The organism is Pseudomonas brassicacearum (genome assembly GCF_003732265.1).
GTDB classification, from domain to species: Bacteria; Pseudomonadota; Gammaproteobacteria; order Pseudomonadales; family Pseudomonadaceae; genus Aquipseudomonas; species Aquipseudomonas brassicacearum_D.
Window position 1 is genome coordinate 314571 of the sequence record NZ_MOBK01000007.1, and the last position, 17821, is coordinate 332391.

The 17821-nt window shown below is 61.3% G+C and carries 13 protein-coding genes; 9 read left to right on the forward strand and 4 right to left on the reverse strand.

All coding sequences use genetic code 11. From position 1 onward, the window contains the following. Positions 1 to 8 precede the first annotated feature (8 nt). Genes BK660_RS20855 through BK660_RS20880 form a run of 6 tightly spaced genes read left to right on the forward strand, consistent with a single transcriptional unit; the run spans position 9 to position 6233 of the window. On the forward strand, positions 9 to 710 hold the full coding sequence (locus BK660_RS20855) for an ABC transporter ATP-binding protein (RefSeq protein WP_123434893.1): 702 nt from the start codon (positions 9 to 11) through the stop codon (positions 708 to 710). Beyond that, positions 694 to 1917 carry an ABC transporter permease gene (locus BK660_RS20860; protein WP_123434894.1) on the forward strand — a complete coding sequence of 408 codons (1224 nt, stop codon included), beginning with the start codon at positions 694 to 696 and terminating at the stop codon, positions 1915 to 1917. The genes BK660_RS20855 and BK660_RS20860 overlap by 17 nt, the downstream gene beginning before the upstream one ends. Beyond that, a complete protein-coding gene (locus BK660_RS20865; RefSeq protein WP_185045154.1) occupies positions 1907 to 3451 on the forward strand; it encodes an SUMF1/EgtB/PvdO family nonheme iron enzyme in 1545 nt (514 codons plus the stop codon). The genes BK660_RS20860 and BK660_RS20865 overlap by 11 nt, the downstream gene beginning before the upstream one ends. A gap of 34 nt (positions 3452 to 3485) precedes the next feature. Continuing rightward, the gene (locus tag BK660_RS20870; RefSeq protein WP_123434895.1) at positions 3486 to 4220 is read left to right on the forward strand and encodes a hypothetical protein; all 735 of its coding nucleotides are present in this window, start codon (positions 3486 to 3488) and stop codon (positions 4218 to 4220) included. 4 nt (positions 4221 to 4224) lie between these two features. Continuing rightward, positions 4225 to 4731, forward strand: a complete 507-nt coding sequence (locus tag BK660_RS20875) for a hypothetical protein (RefSeq protein ID WP_123434896.1) — start codon at positions 4225 to 4227, stop codon at positions 4729 to 4731. A 56-nt stretch (positions 4732 to 4787) separates the two neighbouring features. Continuing rightward, a complete protein-coding gene (locus BK660_RS20880) occupies positions 4788 to 6233 on the forward strand; it encodes a vWA domain-containing protein (RefSeq protein ID WP_123434897.1) in 1446 nt (481 codons plus the stop codon). A gap of 138 nt (positions 6234 to 6371) precedes the next feature. On the opposite strand, the gene BK660_RS20885 is transcribed toward BK660_RS20880, so the two are convergent. Continuing rightward, a complete protein-coding gene (locus BK660_RS20885; protein WP_123434898.1) occupies positions 6372 to 8348 on the reverse strand; it encodes a methyl-accepting chemotaxis protein in 1977 nt (658 codons plus the stop codon). Positions 8349 to 8537: 189 nt separating this feature from the next. Further along, complete coding sequence (locus BK660_RS20895; RefSeq protein WP_123434899.1) at positions 8538 to 9458, reverse strand: LysR substrate-binding domain-containing protein; 921 nt, start codon at positions 9456 to 9458, stop codon at positions 8538 to 8540. A gap of 158 nt (positions 9459 to 9616) precedes the next feature. Here BK660_RS20895 and BK660_RS20900 point away from each other — a divergent pair, with 158 nt between their 5' ends. Continuing rightward, positions 9617 to 11011, forward strand: coding sequence for a NorM family multidrug efflux MATE transporter (locus BK660_RS20900; protein ID WP_123434920.1), 1395 nt, complete (start codon positions 9617 to 9619; stop codon positions 11009 to 11011). Positions 11012 to 11119: 108 nt separating this feature from the next. On the opposite strand, the gene BK660_RS20905 is transcribed toward BK660_RS20900, so the two are convergent. Then, complete coding sequence (locus tag BK660_RS20905; protein WP_123434900.1) at positions 11120 to 12793, reverse strand: putative bifunctional diguanylate cyclase/phosphodiesterase; 1674 nt, start codon at positions 12791 to 12793, stop codon at positions 11120 to 11122. Positions 12794 to 13056: 263 nt separating this feature from the next. On the opposite strand from BK660_RS20905, the gene rep reads away from it, so the two are divergent. After that, positions 13057 to 15066, forward strand: a complete 2010-nt coding sequence (gene rep, locus BK660_RS20910; protein WP_027926371.1) for a DNA helicase Rep — start codon at positions 13057 to 13059, stop codon at positions 15064 to 15066. Between the two features lie 69 nt (positions 15067 to 15135). Beyond that, positions 15136 to 15708 (forward strand): xanthine phosphoribosyltransferase, encoded by a 573-nt coding sequence (locus tag BK660_RS20915; protein WP_123434901.1) that lies wholly within the window; start codon positions 15136 to 15138, stop codon positions 15706 to 15708. Between the two features lie 129 nt (positions 15709 to 15837). Here the strand turns inward: BK660_RS20915 and BK660_RS20920 are convergent, their stop codons facing one another. After that, positions 15838 to 17760, reverse strand: a complete 1923-nt coding sequence (locus tag BK660_RS20920; protein WP_123434902.1) for an acetyl-CoA hydrolase/transferase C-terminal domain-containing protein — start codon at positions 17758 to 17760, stop codon at positions 15838 to 15840. Between the last annotated feature and the right edge of the window lie 61 nt (positions 17761 to 17821).

The window sequence follows — 17821 nt, forward strand, 5'->3', positions numbered from 1 at the left end:
AGACGCTGATGCTCGATATCAAGAACCTGCTGGTGCGCCGTGGTGAAGGCGCACAGGCTCATCATGTGCGTCTGCCGAACTTGCAGGTCGGTGCCGGGGAAATCCTCGCCATCACCGGCGAGAGCGGCAGCGGCAAAAGCACGTTGCTCGAAGCCATCGGCCTGTTGCTCGCGCCGGTGGAACTCGAGCGCTTTAGGCTGGGCCCGACGCACGCTCAGGATATCGCCCAACTGCTGGCGACCGACGACCAACCCGCGCTCGCCGCGGTGCGTTCACGGCACTTGGGCTTCATTTTGCAGAGCGGCGGCTTGCTGCCGTTCCTGAGTGTGCGCGACAACATCAGCCTGCCGCGCCGATTGCTCGGGATGTCGGCGAAGAGCGAGCACATCGACCACGCCGTTGACGTGTTGCGCCTGCAAGGGTTGCTGGATAAACAACCGCAGGCCTTGTCCATCGGCGAACGCCAGCGCGTGGCCTGCGTTCGCGCGATTGCCCATGAACCGCTGTTGCTGTTGGCCGACGAGCCGACCGCCGCGCTCGACCCGCTCAGCGCCCGGCGTTTGTTCGAGTTGCTGCTGAGCCTGGTGTCGAGCATGGGTTTAAGTGCGCTCGTGGTGTCCCATGACTGGGCCTTGCTGAAGGATTTCGGCTTGCCGCGACTCGGCGCTATCAGCCGTCAGGGAGAAACACTGTTTGAACCGATGGACTGACCGCTTGCGCCTGCTGACCTCACTGGCGCTGCAAGACCTCTGGCACGACCGCAAGGTCTCGCTGTGCATCGCCGCGTCCCTGGTGGCGGTGATTGCGCCGCTGTTGCTGCTGTTCGGGCTCAAGCACGGGGTGGTCAGCCAGTTGCAGGACGAGCTGCTGCGCGACCCGCGCAACCTTGAAGTGAAGATGCTCAGCAACGGCAACTACGACACGGCCTGGATCGAGCGTTTGCGCCTGCGCCCCGAAACCGGTTTTGCCCTCGGCCAGACCCGCTCGCTCAATACCCAGGCAGACCTGCTGATCGGCATGCAGCGGTTTGTCGAAGGTGCGGAAATCATCGCCACCGAGCCGGGTGATCCACAGCTCAACCTGTCGTCGCTTAGTCCGGTCGGCAATCAAGTGATCCTCAGCGCCAGCGCCGCGCAACGCTTGCAGGCCAAGGTCGGTGACAGCGTGCAACTGCGGGCGTTGCGACGCCTGGAAGGGGTCAATGAACGCGGCGAGATGTCGCTGACGGTACTGGCGGTGCTCGACGGCGCCCGGTTCGGGCGTGCAGCCGGGTTTGTCGCCCCGCCGCTGCTGCTGGATCTGGAGCACTTTCGCGACGGTTTTCAGGTCAGCACGTTCGGCCTCTCCACCGGCAAGCCGCTGGGCAATCTGCAACCGCTGTACGCCCGCGCCCGCGTGTATGCACGCGACATCGATCAGGTCGCACCGCTGGAGCACTGGCTCAACGAACAACACATCGAAACCTCGAGCCGGCTGGCCGACATCGACAACGTCAAAGCCATCAACCACGTGCTGGGACTGATCTTCGGCGTGATCGCCGTGGCGGCGCTGATCGGCTGCGTGGCGTCGATGGTTGGCGCGTTCCTGGCCAACATCGACCGCAAGCGTAAAAGCCTGGCGGTTCTACGTCTGCTGGGGTTCAAGCGTCGGGCCGTCGGCGGTTTTGTGGTCCTGCAAGCACTGATACTGAGCCTGGCCGGTTACATCGGCGGGCTGGGGTTTTATGCTGTCGGCAGCCATTTGTTCGATTACTTGCTGGGCAGCAGCCAGGCCACCGGCACCTTCGTTTGCCACATTACCGTCTGGCATGGCGTGGCCGCCCTGCTCCTGACCTTTCTGGTCGCCGCATTGGTGGCCGTGATCGGCGCCCTGCGAGCCATCAACATCCAACCTGCGGAGAGTCTGCGTGAGCTATAAACGTTTTGGCTTGCTGTTCCCCCTGAGCCTCGGCTATTTGCTCGACGCCTCGGCGGCGGGCTGGGAAGAGAAGTTTTACAACCCGATGCCGGACGCCGCCGACGTGGTGCTGCCGATGCCCTGCGAAGGCTCGATGGTGTTTCGCAAGGTGTTCATCCCGGTCGCCGGGCCGCTCGACGACTACCCGATCAACATCGGTCAGGACGGCGCGGAATATGGCTACGTCGAGCAGACTCGACCGACGTTCATCGCCGGTAGCTTCACGGGCGGCAAGAACGACAAATCCCGCTATTACCTGATGGCCAAGTACGAGATGAGTCAGCTGCAATACGCCGCGCTGACCGAAGCCACCTGCCCCACCGCCGCCACCAAACTGCGCGTGCCGCAAACGGCCGTGAGCTGGGTGCAAGCCATCGAAGCCGCCGACAAGTACAACCTGTGGCTGCGTAAAAACGCGGCCGACAAGTTGCCCAAGGAAGACGGCGCGCAGGGCTTCTTGCGCCTGCCGACTGAAGTCGAGTGGGAGTTCGCCGCACGCGGCGGGCTGGAAGTCAGCGCCGCTGAATTTCGCGATACGCACTACCCGATGCCGGACGGCATCAATGCCTACGAATGGTTCGCCGGGGCGCAATCGTCCAATGGCAAAGTCCAGTTGTCCGGTCTGCAAAAGCCCAATCCGCTGGGTCTGCACGATATGCTCGGCAACGTCGACGAAATGATGTTCGAGCCGTTTCGCCTGAACAAACTCGACCGCCAGCACGGTCAGGCCGGCGGCTACGTGGTACGTGGCGGCAATTACCTGACCGCTCAGGCCGACCTGCGCACCGCGTTGCGCAAGGAAGAGCCGTATTACAACGCCGAAGGCCAGGTGAAGAACAAAACCACGGGCATGCGCCTGGTCATGGTCTCACCGACCCTGACGTCTCGCGAACGGGTCGCCAGCATCGAAAACAGCTGGAAGAAACTCGGCACCGGCAGCAAGGAAACCGAGTCCGCCGACAAAGGCACGGTGCAATCCTTGAACAATCTGGCTTCGGGCGTCGAAGACAAAGCGCTCAAGGAAAAACTCAAGGGCCTGGAGAACCAGTTGCGCGCCAGCAACCAGCAGCAGGAAGAAACCCGCGACCAGGCGATTCGCGCCAGCCTCAATCTGGGCGCATTCTTGTGCACCAAGATGCTCGACGACGGCCAGTACGTGGACTTCCTGCAAAAGAACTACAAGCTCAATTGCGAAAGCGCGGACAAAGACGCGAGCTGCGACATGCGTAAGACCAAGCTCGACGAGCAGAAGGATCGCTTGCACAAACTCAGCCGTTACTACGCCAGCAGCCTGGTGGAATCGGCGACCTTGTACGGCCAGCCACTGCTTGAAACACAGGTCCCGGTGATGGAAGAAATCATCACCCGCAACAAACAGCTGCAAGACCTGAAACCTTACTTGCGCACCCACTGGGCCAATCAGAAAGCGTTCCTGCAAAAGCAGAAAATTGACACTGAAGCCTGGCTGAGCAGCTGCAAAGCCGTTACCCAATAACAACACGTCAACACCGTCACCTAGGAGTTTCACCATGTCGCGCAGCCTTTGGACTCGCTTCAAGCTACAGATCGCTTTCGTACTGGCCGGCAGCCTGCTGCTGAGCGGTTGCGCCAACACCGGTAGCTCCATGCTCGGCGAAAGCGGTGGGGCCGACCCGCGCCTGACTCAGGGCCAGGACGCAGAGTTCTTCAGCAAGTCCGGCTACCAGGCCTGCGCCATGGGCGCCGGTGTCGGCATCCTCGCCTGCGCGCTGTCCAACAGCAGCAACAAAGCCGTGTGCGCCGTCGCCGCCGGTATTACTGCATGTGGCGTGGCCATGGGCGCGAACTACTATCTGGATCAGCGTCGCAGCGAATACGCCGACACCACCACCCGCCTGGCTAAAATGAACAGCGACGTCGAACAAGACACGCAGAACGTGATCGCCCGTACCGCGACCGCTCAGCAAGTGATCAATGACGACCAGGCGCAAATCGCCCAGATCAAAAAGGACATCGCCAACAAGAAAGTCGACAAGGCCAAGGCCCAGGTGCAAATCGCCGAGATTGATTCGAACATCGCGCGCCTGCGCAAAGACCTCGGCAACATGCGCACCAAAGTCACCGAGTACACCAAAGTGGCAGACGCCGAGCGTGCACAAGGCGCTTCCGGTGCAGAGATCAAGCAGGTGGACATGAACATCATGAAACTGAACCAGAAAGTCGCCGCCCTGCAGAAGGAAGTCGACGGTCTGTACAGCCAACGCTCCGCCATCACCCTGGGCTAAGCACATGACGCTACGACAATTGGCGGTCCTCACCGCCGCCCTGGCCTTGAGCGGTTGCGCGACCAAGCCGGGCGAATGCGATGCGACCAATCGCGACAGCAGCATGCTGACCAAGATGAACTGCGACTACTCCGGTGGTTACAGCGATCAGGTCAAGCAGAAGGAACTGGCCCTGAGCGAGTCCCGTCAACAAAACGCGATGTTCCGTCAGGTGTACGAGAACATTCAGGCCCAGCAGCTGAGCACCAAGACCGACCTGGCCAGCCAGCAGAAAGCCCAGGCGGCGCTGAATCAATCGCTGGGGCAACTGCTGAGCTCGCTCAAGACCCGGCATGCCAATGAAAGCTCGGTACAGAAGCAGATTGCCGGCCTAGAGCAGCAGCTCAAGGCTTCGCAAGCGGCGCCAGTGACCAAATCAACGCCTGCGACCCTGGCGGCCAAGCAGCAAGAGCTGAAGGCGTTGCAGAAGAAGGTCAATCAGCTGCAATTCAGCCTCGGCTACGAAGAGTAACTTTTCACCCCGCTGGCCTCCCTATGGAGGCCTGCACTTTTTCAGGAATCGTCGTCATGCAGCGGGTCATCAGGGATGCGCAAGCCACACCGGAGGGGATGAGTGCGCTGCAAGCCAAAGTCGCCCTCATCCAGAAACACTTTCCGCCGACCGTCGCCAGCCTGTTTGCCATCCCGCGGATGGGCAGCGGCGACGTGCTGGAATGGTGGACCGAACTGGGTGGCCAACCCACGCCCTACGCCGACCTCAACGAGGACGCGCAACGACGTTTGCTGCAAACCTATGAAGTGCGTCAGACGTCCCTCGGACAGCTGGCGGACGAACTGCAACGACGCGGTCAACCGACGGAAGCCGAAGGCCTGCGCAGCCTGCTCGGCACGCCGGAGCTGGACAAACTCTACAGCCTCAACGGTGAGCCGTTGGTGGTGCGCTGGCATCAGCGTCCGCCCAAGCCGATCGTGCCGCCGGTGGTTCCAGTGGTGCCGGTGGTTCCACCATCGCGTCGTGGCTGGTGGATCGCGGCGGCCTTGCTTGCGTTGCTGTTGCTGCTGCTGGCGCTGTGGCTCTGGTGGTTCCTGCACCGTGAGCCGGTGGTCGTGGTGCCACCGGTTGCGCCGGTCGCGCCCGTGGTGACGCCGGTCGAGAAACCGGTTGAGAAACCGGTAGAGCCCGTTCCCGAGCCTGTTGTGGAACCGGAACCTGTTCCGGAACCAGAGCCGGTGCCCGAACCCAAACCAGTGCCGCCGCCCAAGCCGGTCCCACCACCAAAACCGGCCGCGCCGCCACCGCCACCCCCACCACCGCCGCCACCTCCAGCCCCGACGCTGGACAACTACGCGTGCCGTAAAAAAGCGCCGGATGCCGTGCCCCCGCAATTTGTGGTGGTACTCGACACCTCGGGCTCGATGGACTTGAACATCAGGTCGGTGAAATCCGATGAGGACTGGTTCTTCGGCAATGAGATGAACAAGTACCTGGACGTGAACCGCACCCGGGCGATCTTCGCTAAACCCAGCCGCATGGACGTCGCCAAGGACTCGCTAGCCGGCATGATCAACGGGCTCGATCCGAAGATCGACACACGCCTGATCACCTTCGCCGGTTGCGAAAGAACACCGGACCAGGGTGTGTTCCGGTTTGGCGACCGCCAACGCTTGATCAACGGGATTCGCGGCCTGGTGCCCAACGACGGCACACCGCTGGCCGACAGCCTGGCCTACGCGGCGAGCACGGTCGACGGGCGCAATAACGATGCGGTGATCGTGATGTTTGTCGACGGTGAGGACGGTTGCCAGAAAGACGCTTGCGCGGTGTCCCGCCGAATCGCCAGGGAACAACCACGCCTGCGGGTCAACGTGGTGAAAATCGGTGCCGGTGGTCCGTCACGCTGCATCGCTGAAAACACCGGTGGCCGGGTTTACAGCAGCACCAATGCGGCTGAGCTGGGTAGCCAGCTGAAACAGGCGACCAAGGAAGTGTCGAGCAATGCCAAGTGCGACTAGTCACTCGGCTTGAATATTGAGGTGAGCCCATCGCGGGCAAGCCACGCTCCCACAGGTTTTGTGTCGTTCACAAAAGATCGGAACGACACATAACCCTGTGGGAGCGGGCTTGCTCGCGAAAGCTATTTCAAATGCACCTCAACGAAACCGGTCAACCTCCTGACGCAAGTCCGCCGCCAGGCTCTCCAGTTCTTTAGCAGTAACGGCCAGGTTCGACACCACCTCACGCTGCTCACTGTTGGCCAACGCAATACTCTGCAGGTTGCTGCTGAGCAACGTCGCGGTGCTGCTTTGCTCTTGGGTCGCTGTGGTAATCGCCGCAAACTGCTGACCGGCCGAACGGCTCTGCTCATCGATCCGCGCCAGCGCCGAGGCCACATTGGCGTTACGCGACAGGCCTTCCTGCATCAACACATTGCCCTGTTCCATGGTGCTGATGGCGTTGCCGGTTTCCTGCTGGATGCTGCTGATCATCCCGGAAATTTCGTCGGTAGCCTGACGAGTGCGCGACGCCAGGTTACGCACCTCATCGGCCACCACTGCAAAGCCTCGACCCTGCTCACCGGCGCGGGCCGCTTCGATGGCGGCGTTCAGCGCCAGCAGGTTGGTCTGCTCGGCAATCGCGGTAATCACGCCGACGATGCCGCCGATTTCCTGGGAACGCTGACCCAAGGTATTGATCACCGTCGCGGTGCTGTTCAGCGCGCCGGCGATTTGTTCCAGCGATGCCGACGCTTCGTCCATCGAGGTACGACCGATCTGGGTTTGCTGGGCGTTTTCCTGGGCCAGACGCTGGGTGTTGCCCATGTTGTCGGCGATGTTCAGGGACGTGGCGCTGAACTCTTCCACGGCGCCGGCCATGCTGGTGATCTCGCCGGACTGCTGCTCCATCCCTTCATAGGCGCCACCGGACAGACCGGACAAGGCCTGGGCACGGCTGTTGACCTCGGCCGAGGCCTTGCGGATGTGCTCGACCATGGTCGACAGGGCCTGGCTCATCTGGTTGAACGCGCGGGCCAGTTGACCGATCTCGTCATTGCTCGCCACGTTCAGGCGCACGCTCAAATCACCGGCGCCCAAGGCTTCGGCCTGACGCACCAGATCACCCAGCGGCGCGAGTTTGCTACGCAGCAACCAGACAGCCGAACCGACCGCGATCAACATCGCCAGCAGACTGCCGATGGCCAATTGAATGCCGACGCTCCAGGTCACCGCGTTGATTTCAGCTTTTGGCATGCTCGCCACGACCGACCATGGGCCGCCATCGAACGGCACGGACACGCTGTAGAAATCCTCGGATTTGTCGCTCCAGAACTGGCCTTTGCCCGGTGTCTTCGCCAGCCCGACGATGGCCGGGACGGCTTGATCCAGTGCTTGCACACCGGCAATCGGCACTAGCCATTTGCTTTGCTCATCGAGCAACGCCAAGGAGCCGGTCTGGCCGATACGGAAGCGCTTGAGGTTCTCGAACTGCGCGTTCTGCGCGTCGGTGTAATCGAACCCTACGAACAGCACGGCAATCACCTTGCCGCTGCTGTCGCGCACGGGGGTGTATTGCGTCATGTAGGAGCGATCAAACAGCAAGGCGCGACCGACATAGCTCTGCCCCGCCATCAAGCGTGCGTACGCCGGGTGAGCGTGATCGAGCAGCGTGCCGATGGCGCGGTTGCCGTCCTGTTTGGTCAGGGAGGTGCTGACCCGGATGAAGTCTTCGCCGCTGCGCACAAACAACGTCGCCACGCCGGCGGTCATTTGCTTGAACTCGTCGACTTCCTTGAAGTTGTTGTTCAACACTTCGCTGCCCAGGTGCAATCCCGGGGTCTGCGTGCCTGCCACGGCCACCGGCTCATCCGGGTGCACGCTCAGACCGGCGCTGAAGCGCTTCTCGAACAGACCGGCCAGACGCTGGGTGCTTTCACGCAGGGTGCCGTGAAAGGTGCTCAACTGATCGGCCAGCAACCGGGCTTCACTGGCCAGGTGCTCTTCGCGGGTGGCGAGGTTGGCAGTGTCCAGCGAACGCAGGGCGAACACGGTACTGCCAGTGATGACAATCGCCAGAATCACGGCAAGCGCAAGACCAAGCTGTGAGGCGATCCGGGCACGGGGTTGAGACATGACAGCTCCTGGCCGAGCGACCTGATCCTGCTTGATCGGGCTGAACACTCAGCAAAATTTTCCAGATAATGGGGAAAAGCGTCGAACCTGCACGAAGGTTCCACCTGCAGATATTCGGCGGCAAAACTGAATACTTGAGTAATTAACGGGGATATGGCTCAAGGCCTCTACTGCGAGGGCTCTATCGATTCAGCTCAGACGCGCGACGACCGGCAAATCCATGGCCCGGACTTCACCCAGCAGGAAATCGCTGAGGCGGCGCAAACGTTCACCTCCGGGCCGGGTTTTCGGCCAGACCAGGTAGTAATTCTCACCGCTGGCGACCGCCGTCGGCCACGGCAGACTCAGGCGCCCTTGCGCGACATCCTCCGCCACCATCAGCAAATCCCCCATGGACACGCCGTAGCCTCGCGCGGCGGCGATCATGCCCAGCTCCAGAGTGTCGAACACCTGGCCACCCTTGAGCGAGACCTGATCGGTCAGGCCCATGCGGTCGAGCCAACTGCGCCAATCACGCCGATCAGGTGTCGGGTGCAGCAGCTCGGTGCTGGCCAGGCGCGCGACGTCCCATGGCTGGTCGTTCAGCAGATTCGGCGCGCCGACGGGGATCAGCTCCTCGGGGAACAGCAGCGTGGCCTCCCAATCCGGCGGAAAATGCCCGCTGCTGAGGATCACGGCGCAGTCGAACGGCTCCTGATTGAAGTCCACCGAGTCGATGTCCATCCACGCGCTGGTCAGTTGCACTTCATTGCCCGGTTGCAGGTGCCGGAAACGGCTAAGCCGCGCCAGCAACCAGCGCATGGTCAAGGTCGACGGGGCTTTCATGCGCAGGATGTCGTCTTCGGCGCGCAAGGTATTGCAGGCGCGCTCAAGGGCGGTGAAGCCGTCACGAATGCCCGGCAGGATCAACCGCGCCGACTCGGTCAGTTGCAAGTTGCGCCCGCTGCGGTGAAACAGCCGACAGGCGAAATGCTCTTCCAGGGTCCGGATATGCCGGCTCACCGCGCTTTGAGTGATCGACAGTTCTTCCGCCGCGCGGGTGAACGAGCTGTGCCGCGCCGCCGCTTCAAATGCGCGCAAGGCATACAAGGGAGGAAGACGACGGGACATGAGGAAAGCTCCTATAGCGCAATCCGGCTACCGTAGCAGAATCTGTCCAGCATGAGTCTGACTCATGCTACCCATCCTTTTTATCCCTTTGTGTTAACCCCGTGAAGCGCCGAGAATCGACGCTTTCCCGTCCTCTTTGATAATCGAGCGTGATGACCATGAAGCATCCAGCGCGTATTGAACTCTGGGCCATCCTGCGGCTGGCGGGGCCGCTGATTGCCTCGCAGTTGGCGCACATGCTGATGGTCCTCACCGACACCTTGATGATGGCGCGCCTGAGCCCCGAAGCGTTGGCCGGCGGCGGTCTGGGTGCGGCGACGTACTCGTTCGTGTCGATTTTCTGCATCGGCGTGATTGCGGCGGTCGGCACCTTGGTGGCGATTCGTCAGGGCGCGGGTGACATTGTCGGCGCGGCACGACTGACCCAGGCCGGATTGTGGCTGGCGTGGTTGATGGCGCTGGTGGCCGGGTTGCTGCTGTGGAACCTCAAACCGGTGTTGCTGCTGTTCGGCCAGACCGAAACCAACGTCCACGCCGCCGGGCAGTTTCTGCTGATCCTGCCGTTCGCCCTGCCCGGTTACTTGAGCTTCATGGCGTTGCGCGGTTTCACCAGCGCCATCGGCCGGGCGACGCCGGTGATGGTCATCAGCCTCGGCGGCACCGTGGCCAACTTCCTGCTCAACTATGCGTTGATCACGGGCATGTTCGGCCTGCCAAAAATGGGCCTGGTCGGCATCGGTCTGGTGACGGCGATTGTCGCCAACCTGATGGCGGTGGCACTGGCGCTGCACATCCGTCGGCATCCCGCGTATGACGCCTATCCGTTGCGCCAGGGCCTGTCGCGGCCGAACCGTCAATACCTGAAAGAGCTGTGGCGCCTTGGCCTGCCAATTGGTGGCACGTACGCGGTGGAAGTCGGGCTGTTTGCGTTCGCCGCGTTGTGCATGGGCACCATGGGCAGCACGCAACTGGCGGCGCATCAGATCGCCCTGCAGATCGTTTCGGTGGCGTTCATGATTCCGGCGGGGATGTCTTATGCGATCACCATGCGCATCGGCCAACATTACGGCGCCGGGCAGTTACTGGATGCGCGGTTGGCCGGTCGGGTCGGTATTGCCTTCGGCGCGGCGGCAATGCTGGGGTTTGCGATGGTCTTCTGGTTCCTGCCGAATCAGTTGATCGGCCTGTTCCTGGACCACAACGATCCGGCGTTCCGCCCGGTGATTGAACTGGCTGTGAGCCTGCTGGCGGTGGCGGCGTGGTTCGAGCTGTTCGACGGCACGCAAACCATCGCCATGGGCTGCATACGCGGGCTCAAGGACGCCAAGACCACGTTCCTGGTCGGGTTGGGTTGCTATTGGCTGATTGGCGCACCGGCCGCGTGGTGGATGGCGTTCCATCTGCACTGGGGGCCGACGGGCGTCTGGTGGGGGTTGGCGCTGGGGCTGGCGTGCGCGGCGGTGAGTTTGACGTTGGCGTTTGAATGGAAGATGAAACGGATGATTCGGCAGGAGCCTCAATCCCAAGGCTTCAAGATCGCTCAGGCTGAGTGAAATCCATGTGGGAGCGGGCTTGCTCGCGAAGGCGGCGTGTCAGTCAACAAAAATATCGACTGACACGCCGCCTTCGCGAGCAAGCCCGCTCCCACATTTAGATTGTGGTTAGTTCACGACTTCCATCATCGACTGTTGGCTGCTGCCGTAGGTCAGGTACTCAACCAATTCCGCCAACGGCAACGGCTTGCTGATCAGATACCCCTGCACCTGATCGCAACCAAACCCGCGCAACAAATCGAGCTGTTCCACTGTTTCCAACCCTTCGGCAACCACCTCAAGATTTAGGTTGTGCGCCAGGTTGATCATCGCGTGAACCAGTTTGCGGTTCTCTTCACGTTCTTCCATACCGCCGACAAAGCTCTTGTCGACCTTGAGCAAGGCGATCGGCAGGCTGTTGAGGTGCACGAAGGACGAGAACCCGGTGCCGAAGTCATCCAGCGAGAAGCGCACGCCCAAACGTCCGAGGGCGTCCATGGTTTGCTTGACCAGATCGCTGCGGCGCATCACGGCGGTTTCGGTCAGTTCGAACTCCAGCCACTGCGCTTCGACGCCGCGTTCGGCAATCAACCGGCTCAGCGTCGAGAGCAATTGGCTGTCCTGGAACTGCCGGAATGACAGGTTGATCGCCATGTGCAGCGCCGGCAAACCCTGTTCGCGCAAGGCTTGCATGTCCCGCAACGCCCGGGAAATCACCCAGTAACCGAGCGGCACGATCAGACCGCTTTGCTCGGCCAGCGGCACGAATTCGCTCGGCGGCAGCAGGCCGCGCTCGGCATGACGCCAGCGCACCAGGGCTTCCAGGCCGACGATCTGGCCGTCAGCCATGTTCAGGCGCGGCTGGTAATGCAGTTCCAGCTCGTCACGGCGCAAAGCCCGGCGCAGCTCGCTTTCAAGGTCGGCCATGCTTCGGGCGTTGCGGTTGATGCGTTCGTTGAAGATGTGAAAGGTGCAGCCTTGGGTGCTTTTGGCTTGCTGCATGGCGATGTGTGCGTGCCACATCAGCGGGTCGGCACCGGCCTGGGCCCGGGCGTGGGCGATGCCCAGGCTGGAACCGATCAGCAGGCTTTCGCCGTCGACCCAGTAAGGTTCGGCCAATGCTTCAGTGATGCGCTCGGCCATCCATTCGGCGCGCTGCGGCGCGCGGCGGGTATCGATCAGCAAGGCGAATTCATCGCTGCCCAGGCGCGCCAGTTGATCGCCGGCCTCAAGCTGGCTTTTCAGCCGCGCGACCACTTGCAGGATCAAGCGGTCGCCAGCCTGGTGGCCAAGGGCATCGTTGGCGTGACGGAAGTTGTCGAGGTCAAGGTGACCGAGGGCCAGGCCGCGGCCGTCGTTTTCCGCCAGACGCGCAGCCAGCAGGGTCTGGAAACCCTGGCGGTTGGCGATGCCGGTCAGCGGATCTTGCTCAGCCAGCCGTTGCAGGGTGTTTTCCAGCAGGCCGCGCTCGCGCACATGTCGAAGGCAACGACGCAGCATCCCGGCATCGAGCAGGTCGCGCACCAGCCAGTCACTCACACCATCGGGCGGCATCAGTGGCTCGTGTTCAAGCAAAAGCACCGTCGGCAAGCTGCAACGGCCTGGTAGCGGCTGAAGTGCAGGAACAGTCAACAACACCGCGTTGCGGTTGTCATCGAACAGACTGCTGACCGACTCCCAGCTCGGCGCGCTGATGAGCACGGCCGAGCTCCCCATCGGAGCCAGACACTCGCGCAACAACGCTGCCCACGCTGGCTCTTCGGCCAGTAGCAGCAAACGCAAGGGTTCGACAGGCGTAGACAAGCTAGCTCCCTAGACTCTGCAAAGATGGAGGCGGCAGGCATTATGCCGCGCCAGTCACCAATGACCAAATGACATCAGTTGTCAAACGTGACTTTGTGTCAGGAATACGAACATTAGCCGCACATTCACCGCGCATCCTGCTTGAAAGTAACAAAACCGGCAATTGGAGAAAGCGTGTTACGTCACAAGTCGGACAGAGCAGCACAATTCGCTGAGCCTGTTAAAATGCCGGCCCATTTCATAAATGACTCCCTGAATTCCGTATGTCCCGACTCAATCCCCGGCAGCAAGAAGCCGTGAGCTACGTCGGCGGCCCTCTTCTGGTGCTCGCCGGCGCAGGCTCCGGCAAGACCAGTGTGATCACGCGAAAGATCGCGCACCTGATCCAGAATTGCGGCATCCGCGCCCAGTACATCGTCGCCATGACCTTTACCAACAAGGCCGCGCGCGAGATGAAGGAACGGGTCGGCACCCTGCTCAAGGGCGGTGAAGGCCGTGGCCTGACGGTGTGCACCTTCCACAACCTGGGGCTGAACATCATCCGCAAGGAACACGTGCGGCTGGGCTACAAACCGGGCTTCTCGATTTTTGACGAGACCGACGTCAAAGCCTTGATGACCGACATCATGCAGAAGGAATACGCGGGCGACGACGGCGTCGACGAGATCAAGAACATGATCGGCTCGTGGAAAAACGACCTGATCCTGCCCGCCGAAGCCCTGGAAAACGCGCGCAACCCCAAGGAACAGACCGCCGCCATCGTCTACACCCACTACCAGCGCACGCTCAAGGCGTTCAACGCGGTGGACTTTGACGACCTGATCCTGCTGCCGGTGAAGCTGTTCCAGGAACACGCCGACATCCTTGAAAAGTGGCAGAACAAAGTCCGCTACCTGCTGGTGGACGAATACCAGGACACCAACGCCAGCCAGTATTTGCTGGTGAAACTGCTGATCGGCACGCGCAACCAGTTCACCGTGGTTGGCGACGATGACCAGTCGATCTACGCCTGGCGCGGTGCGCGCCCGGAAAACCTGATGTTGCTCAAGGATGATTACCCGTCCTTGAAAGTGGTGATGCTGGAGCAGAACTACCGCTCCACCAGCCGCATCCTGCGTTGCGCCAACGTGCTGATCTCGAACAACCCGCACGAATTCGAAAAGCAGCTGTGGAGCGAGATGGGCCACGGCGACGAGATCCGCGTGATCCGCTGCCGCAACGAAGACGCCGAAGCCGAGCGCGTGGCCGTCGAATTGCTGACCCTGCACCTGCGCACTGACCGGCCGTACAGCGATTTCGCGATCCTGTATCGCGGTAACTATCAGGCCAAGCTGATCGAGCTGAAGCTGCAACACCACCAGATTCCGTATCGCCTGTCCGGCGGCAACAGCTTTTTCGGGCGTCAGGAAGTGAAAGACCTGATGGCCTACTTCCGCCTGATCGTGAACCCGGACGACGACAACGCCTTCCTGCGGGTGATCAACGTTCCGCGCCGGGAAATCGGCTCGACCACCCTGGAAAAGCTTGGCAACTACGCCACCGAACGCAAAATCTCGATGTACGCCGCGACCGACGAAATCGGTTTGGGCGAGCATCTGGACACGCGCTTCACCGATCGCCTGTCGCGCTTCAAGCGCTTCATGGACAAGGTGCGCGAGCAGTGCTCTGGCGAAGACCCGATCTCGGCGCTGCGCAGCATGGTCATGGACATCGACTACGAGAACTGGCTGCGCACCAACAGCTCCAGTGACAAGGCCGCCGATTACCGCATGGGCAACGTCTGGTTCTTGATCGAGGCGTTGAAAAATACGCTGGAGAAAGACGAAGAAGGCGAGATGACCGTCGAGGATGCCATCGGCAAACTCGTGCTGCGCGACATGCTGGAACGTCAGCAGGAAGAGGAAGACGGCGCTGAAGGTGTGCAGATGATGACGCTGCACGCCTCCAAAGGCCTGGAATTCCCTTACGTGTTCATCATGGGCATGGAAGAGGAAATCCTCCCGCACCGTTCCAGCATCGAAGCCGACACCATCGAAGAAGAACGCCGCCTGGCCTACGTCGGCATTACCCGCGCGCGCCAGACCCTGGCCTTCACCTTCGCCGCCAAGCGCAAGCAGTACGGCGAGATCATCGATTGCGCGCCGAGCCGCTTCCTCGATGAGCTGCCGCCGGACGATCTGGCGTGGGAAGGCAACGACGACACGCCGGTTGAAGTAAAAGCCGTTCGCGGAAATACCGCATTGGCGGATATACGCGCGATGTTAAAGCGCTAGAATTGCCTACTTTTTAACCAAACACTTTTTACAAACTAGGCGCATTTGGCGCCAGTAGAGGAAAGCTTCATGGAAGCACTGCACCAGAAAATCCGCGAACAAGGCATCGTGCTTTCCGATCAGGTCCTGAAGGTCGACGCCTTCTTGAACCACCAGATCGACCCGGCCCTGATGAAGCTGATCGGCGACGAATTCGCCGCACTGTTCAAGGATTCGGGCATCACCAAGATCGTCACCATCGAAGCCTCGGGCATCGCCCCGGCGATCATGACCGGTCTGAACCTCGGCGTGCCGGTGATCTTCGCCCGCAAGCAACAGTCCCTGACCCTGACCGAAAACCTGCTGTCGGCGACCGTTTACTCGTTCACCAAGAAGACCGAAAGCACCGTGGCGATCTCCCCGCGCCACCTGACCAGCAGCGACCGCGTGCTGATCATCGATGACTTCCTGGCCAACGGTAAGGCCTCGCAAGCGCTGATCTCGATCATCAAACAGGCCGGCGCCACCGTGGCGGGCCTGGGGATCGTGATCGAGAAGTCGTTCCAGGGTGGTCGTGCCGAACTGGATGCACAGGGTTATCGCGTGGAATCCCTCGCTCGCGTGCAATCGCTGAAGGATGGCGTTGTCACCTTCATCGAATAGCCAGCAGCATCGCATTTCCCCTGTGGGAGCCAGCCTGCTGGCGATGGCGTCGTGTCAGTCAAAATCTTCATGACTGACAGACAGCCATCGCCAGCAGGCTGGCTCCCACAGTTGTTTTGGGGCGGGCTGTTATTGTGTGGTGGCTTTCAGGCCGGTGAGTAGCAGGCGCTGGAACAAGTCTTCCTTCAACCCGTCCGTGCTGATCAGTTGCATCCGCTCCAGATGCTCGGGAAACATCGATGCCTCGGGCGCATCCAGCGCTGCTTTGCCCAATTCCAGAATCTCCGTCAGCTTGAACTTGCTCTTCAGCCAGTTCAGCGCCCGCAACACGTCGCGCTCCACCTCGGTGAAATCGCAGCCCAGCGGATATTCCGGAAACAGGTTCGGATGCCGCGCCTGAATCGCCTGTAATCGTTCCGGGCTGTTGTCGGCGAAGCGTGGGTCGATGCGGAAGTCTTTCGGCAGCTTGCCCACGCTCTGTGCCTGCTGGATCAACCCGGACTGGAACCGCGAATCGCTGATGTTCAGCAACGCCTCGATGACGGCCGCATCGGTCTTGCCGCGCAAGTCGGCGATGCCGTATTCGGTGACCACGATGTCGCGCAAATGCCGTGGGATCGTGCAGTGACCGTACTGCCAGACGATGTTCGAGTTGACCTCCCCGCCCGCCTCGCGCCAGCTGCGCAGCAGCAGCACCGAACGCGCGCCCTCCAGCGCATGGCCCTGGGCAACGAAGTTGTATTGCCCGCCCACGCCGCTCAGCACGCGTCCGTCTTCGAGCTGATCGGCCACACCGGCACCGAGCAGGGTCATGGTGAACACGGTGTTGATGAACCGCGCATCCAGACGCTGCAAACGCTTGAGCTCTTCCTGCCCGTACAGCTCGTTGATGTAGCTGATGCGGGTCATGTTGAATTCAAGACGCTTGCTTTGCGGCAACTCGCGCAGACGCTCGTAGAAACTGCGCGGCCCGAGGAAGAAACCGCCGTGCACCGAGATGCCGTCGGTTTGCGCGGCTTCGTCGAGGGTGCCGGCATTCGCCTGTTGTTGAGTCGGTACATCGGGATAAACCTTGCGCCGCACGATCCCGGCATCGGCCAGCACCAGCAAGCCGTTGACGAACATTTCGCTGCAACCGTACAGGCCTTTGGCGAACGGCTCGACACCGCCTTCGCGGTCAATCAACTGTGCCCACTGGCTCAAATTCACGTCCGCCAGCAAAGCCTTGTAACCGCCATTGTCGGCTTGCCGCGCCAGCAACGCCGCCGTCAGCGCATCGCCCATGGAGCCGATGCCGATCTGCAACGTACCGCCGTCGCGGACCAGCGTGCTGGCGTGCAGGCCGATGAAGTGATCCTGGAAACCGACCGGCATGTTCGGCGTCGAGAACAATGTGCTGTCGTCCTTTTCATCGATCAGCAAATCGAAGGTGTCGATGCCGATTTCCGCATCGCCCGGCATGTAGGGCAAGTCGTTGTGTACCTGACCCACCAACAGGATCGTCTCCCCCGCCGCCCGGCGTTTGGCGATCATCGGGAACAGGTCGAGGGTGATGTCCGGGTTGCAACTCAGGCTCAGGCGATCGGGATGTTCGGAGTGGCTCGCTACCAATTGCGCGACCAGGTTCAAACCGGCGGCATTGATATCCCGCGCGGCATGGCTGTAGTTGCTGCTGACGTAATCCTGCTGGGCCGATGCGCTATGCAGCAAGCTGCCCGGCTGCATGAAGAACTGCTGGATGTGGATGTTCGGCGGCAGGTTGTCACGTTGCAGTTCGGCGAGGAAAGCCAGTTCCGGGTAGTCGCCAAACACGCGTTCGATGAAGGGTTCGAGAAAGCGCTTCTGCAAACCGTCGCCCAATGACGGACGGCCCAGGCACAGGGCGGTGTAGATCGTCAGCTGCCGCTGCGGCAGTTGCGCGATGCGCCGGTACAGCGCGTTGACGAAATGGTTGGGTTTGCCCAGGCCAAGGGGCAAGCCCATGTGAATGTGCGCCGGCAACCGCGCCAACACGTCATCGACCGCTTGCTCGATAGAACACAGCTGCACCATCTGATCCTCCCTTACATTCCGTGAATCGGGGTTGGACCGAGCTTGCCGGGTCTTTGCTGCA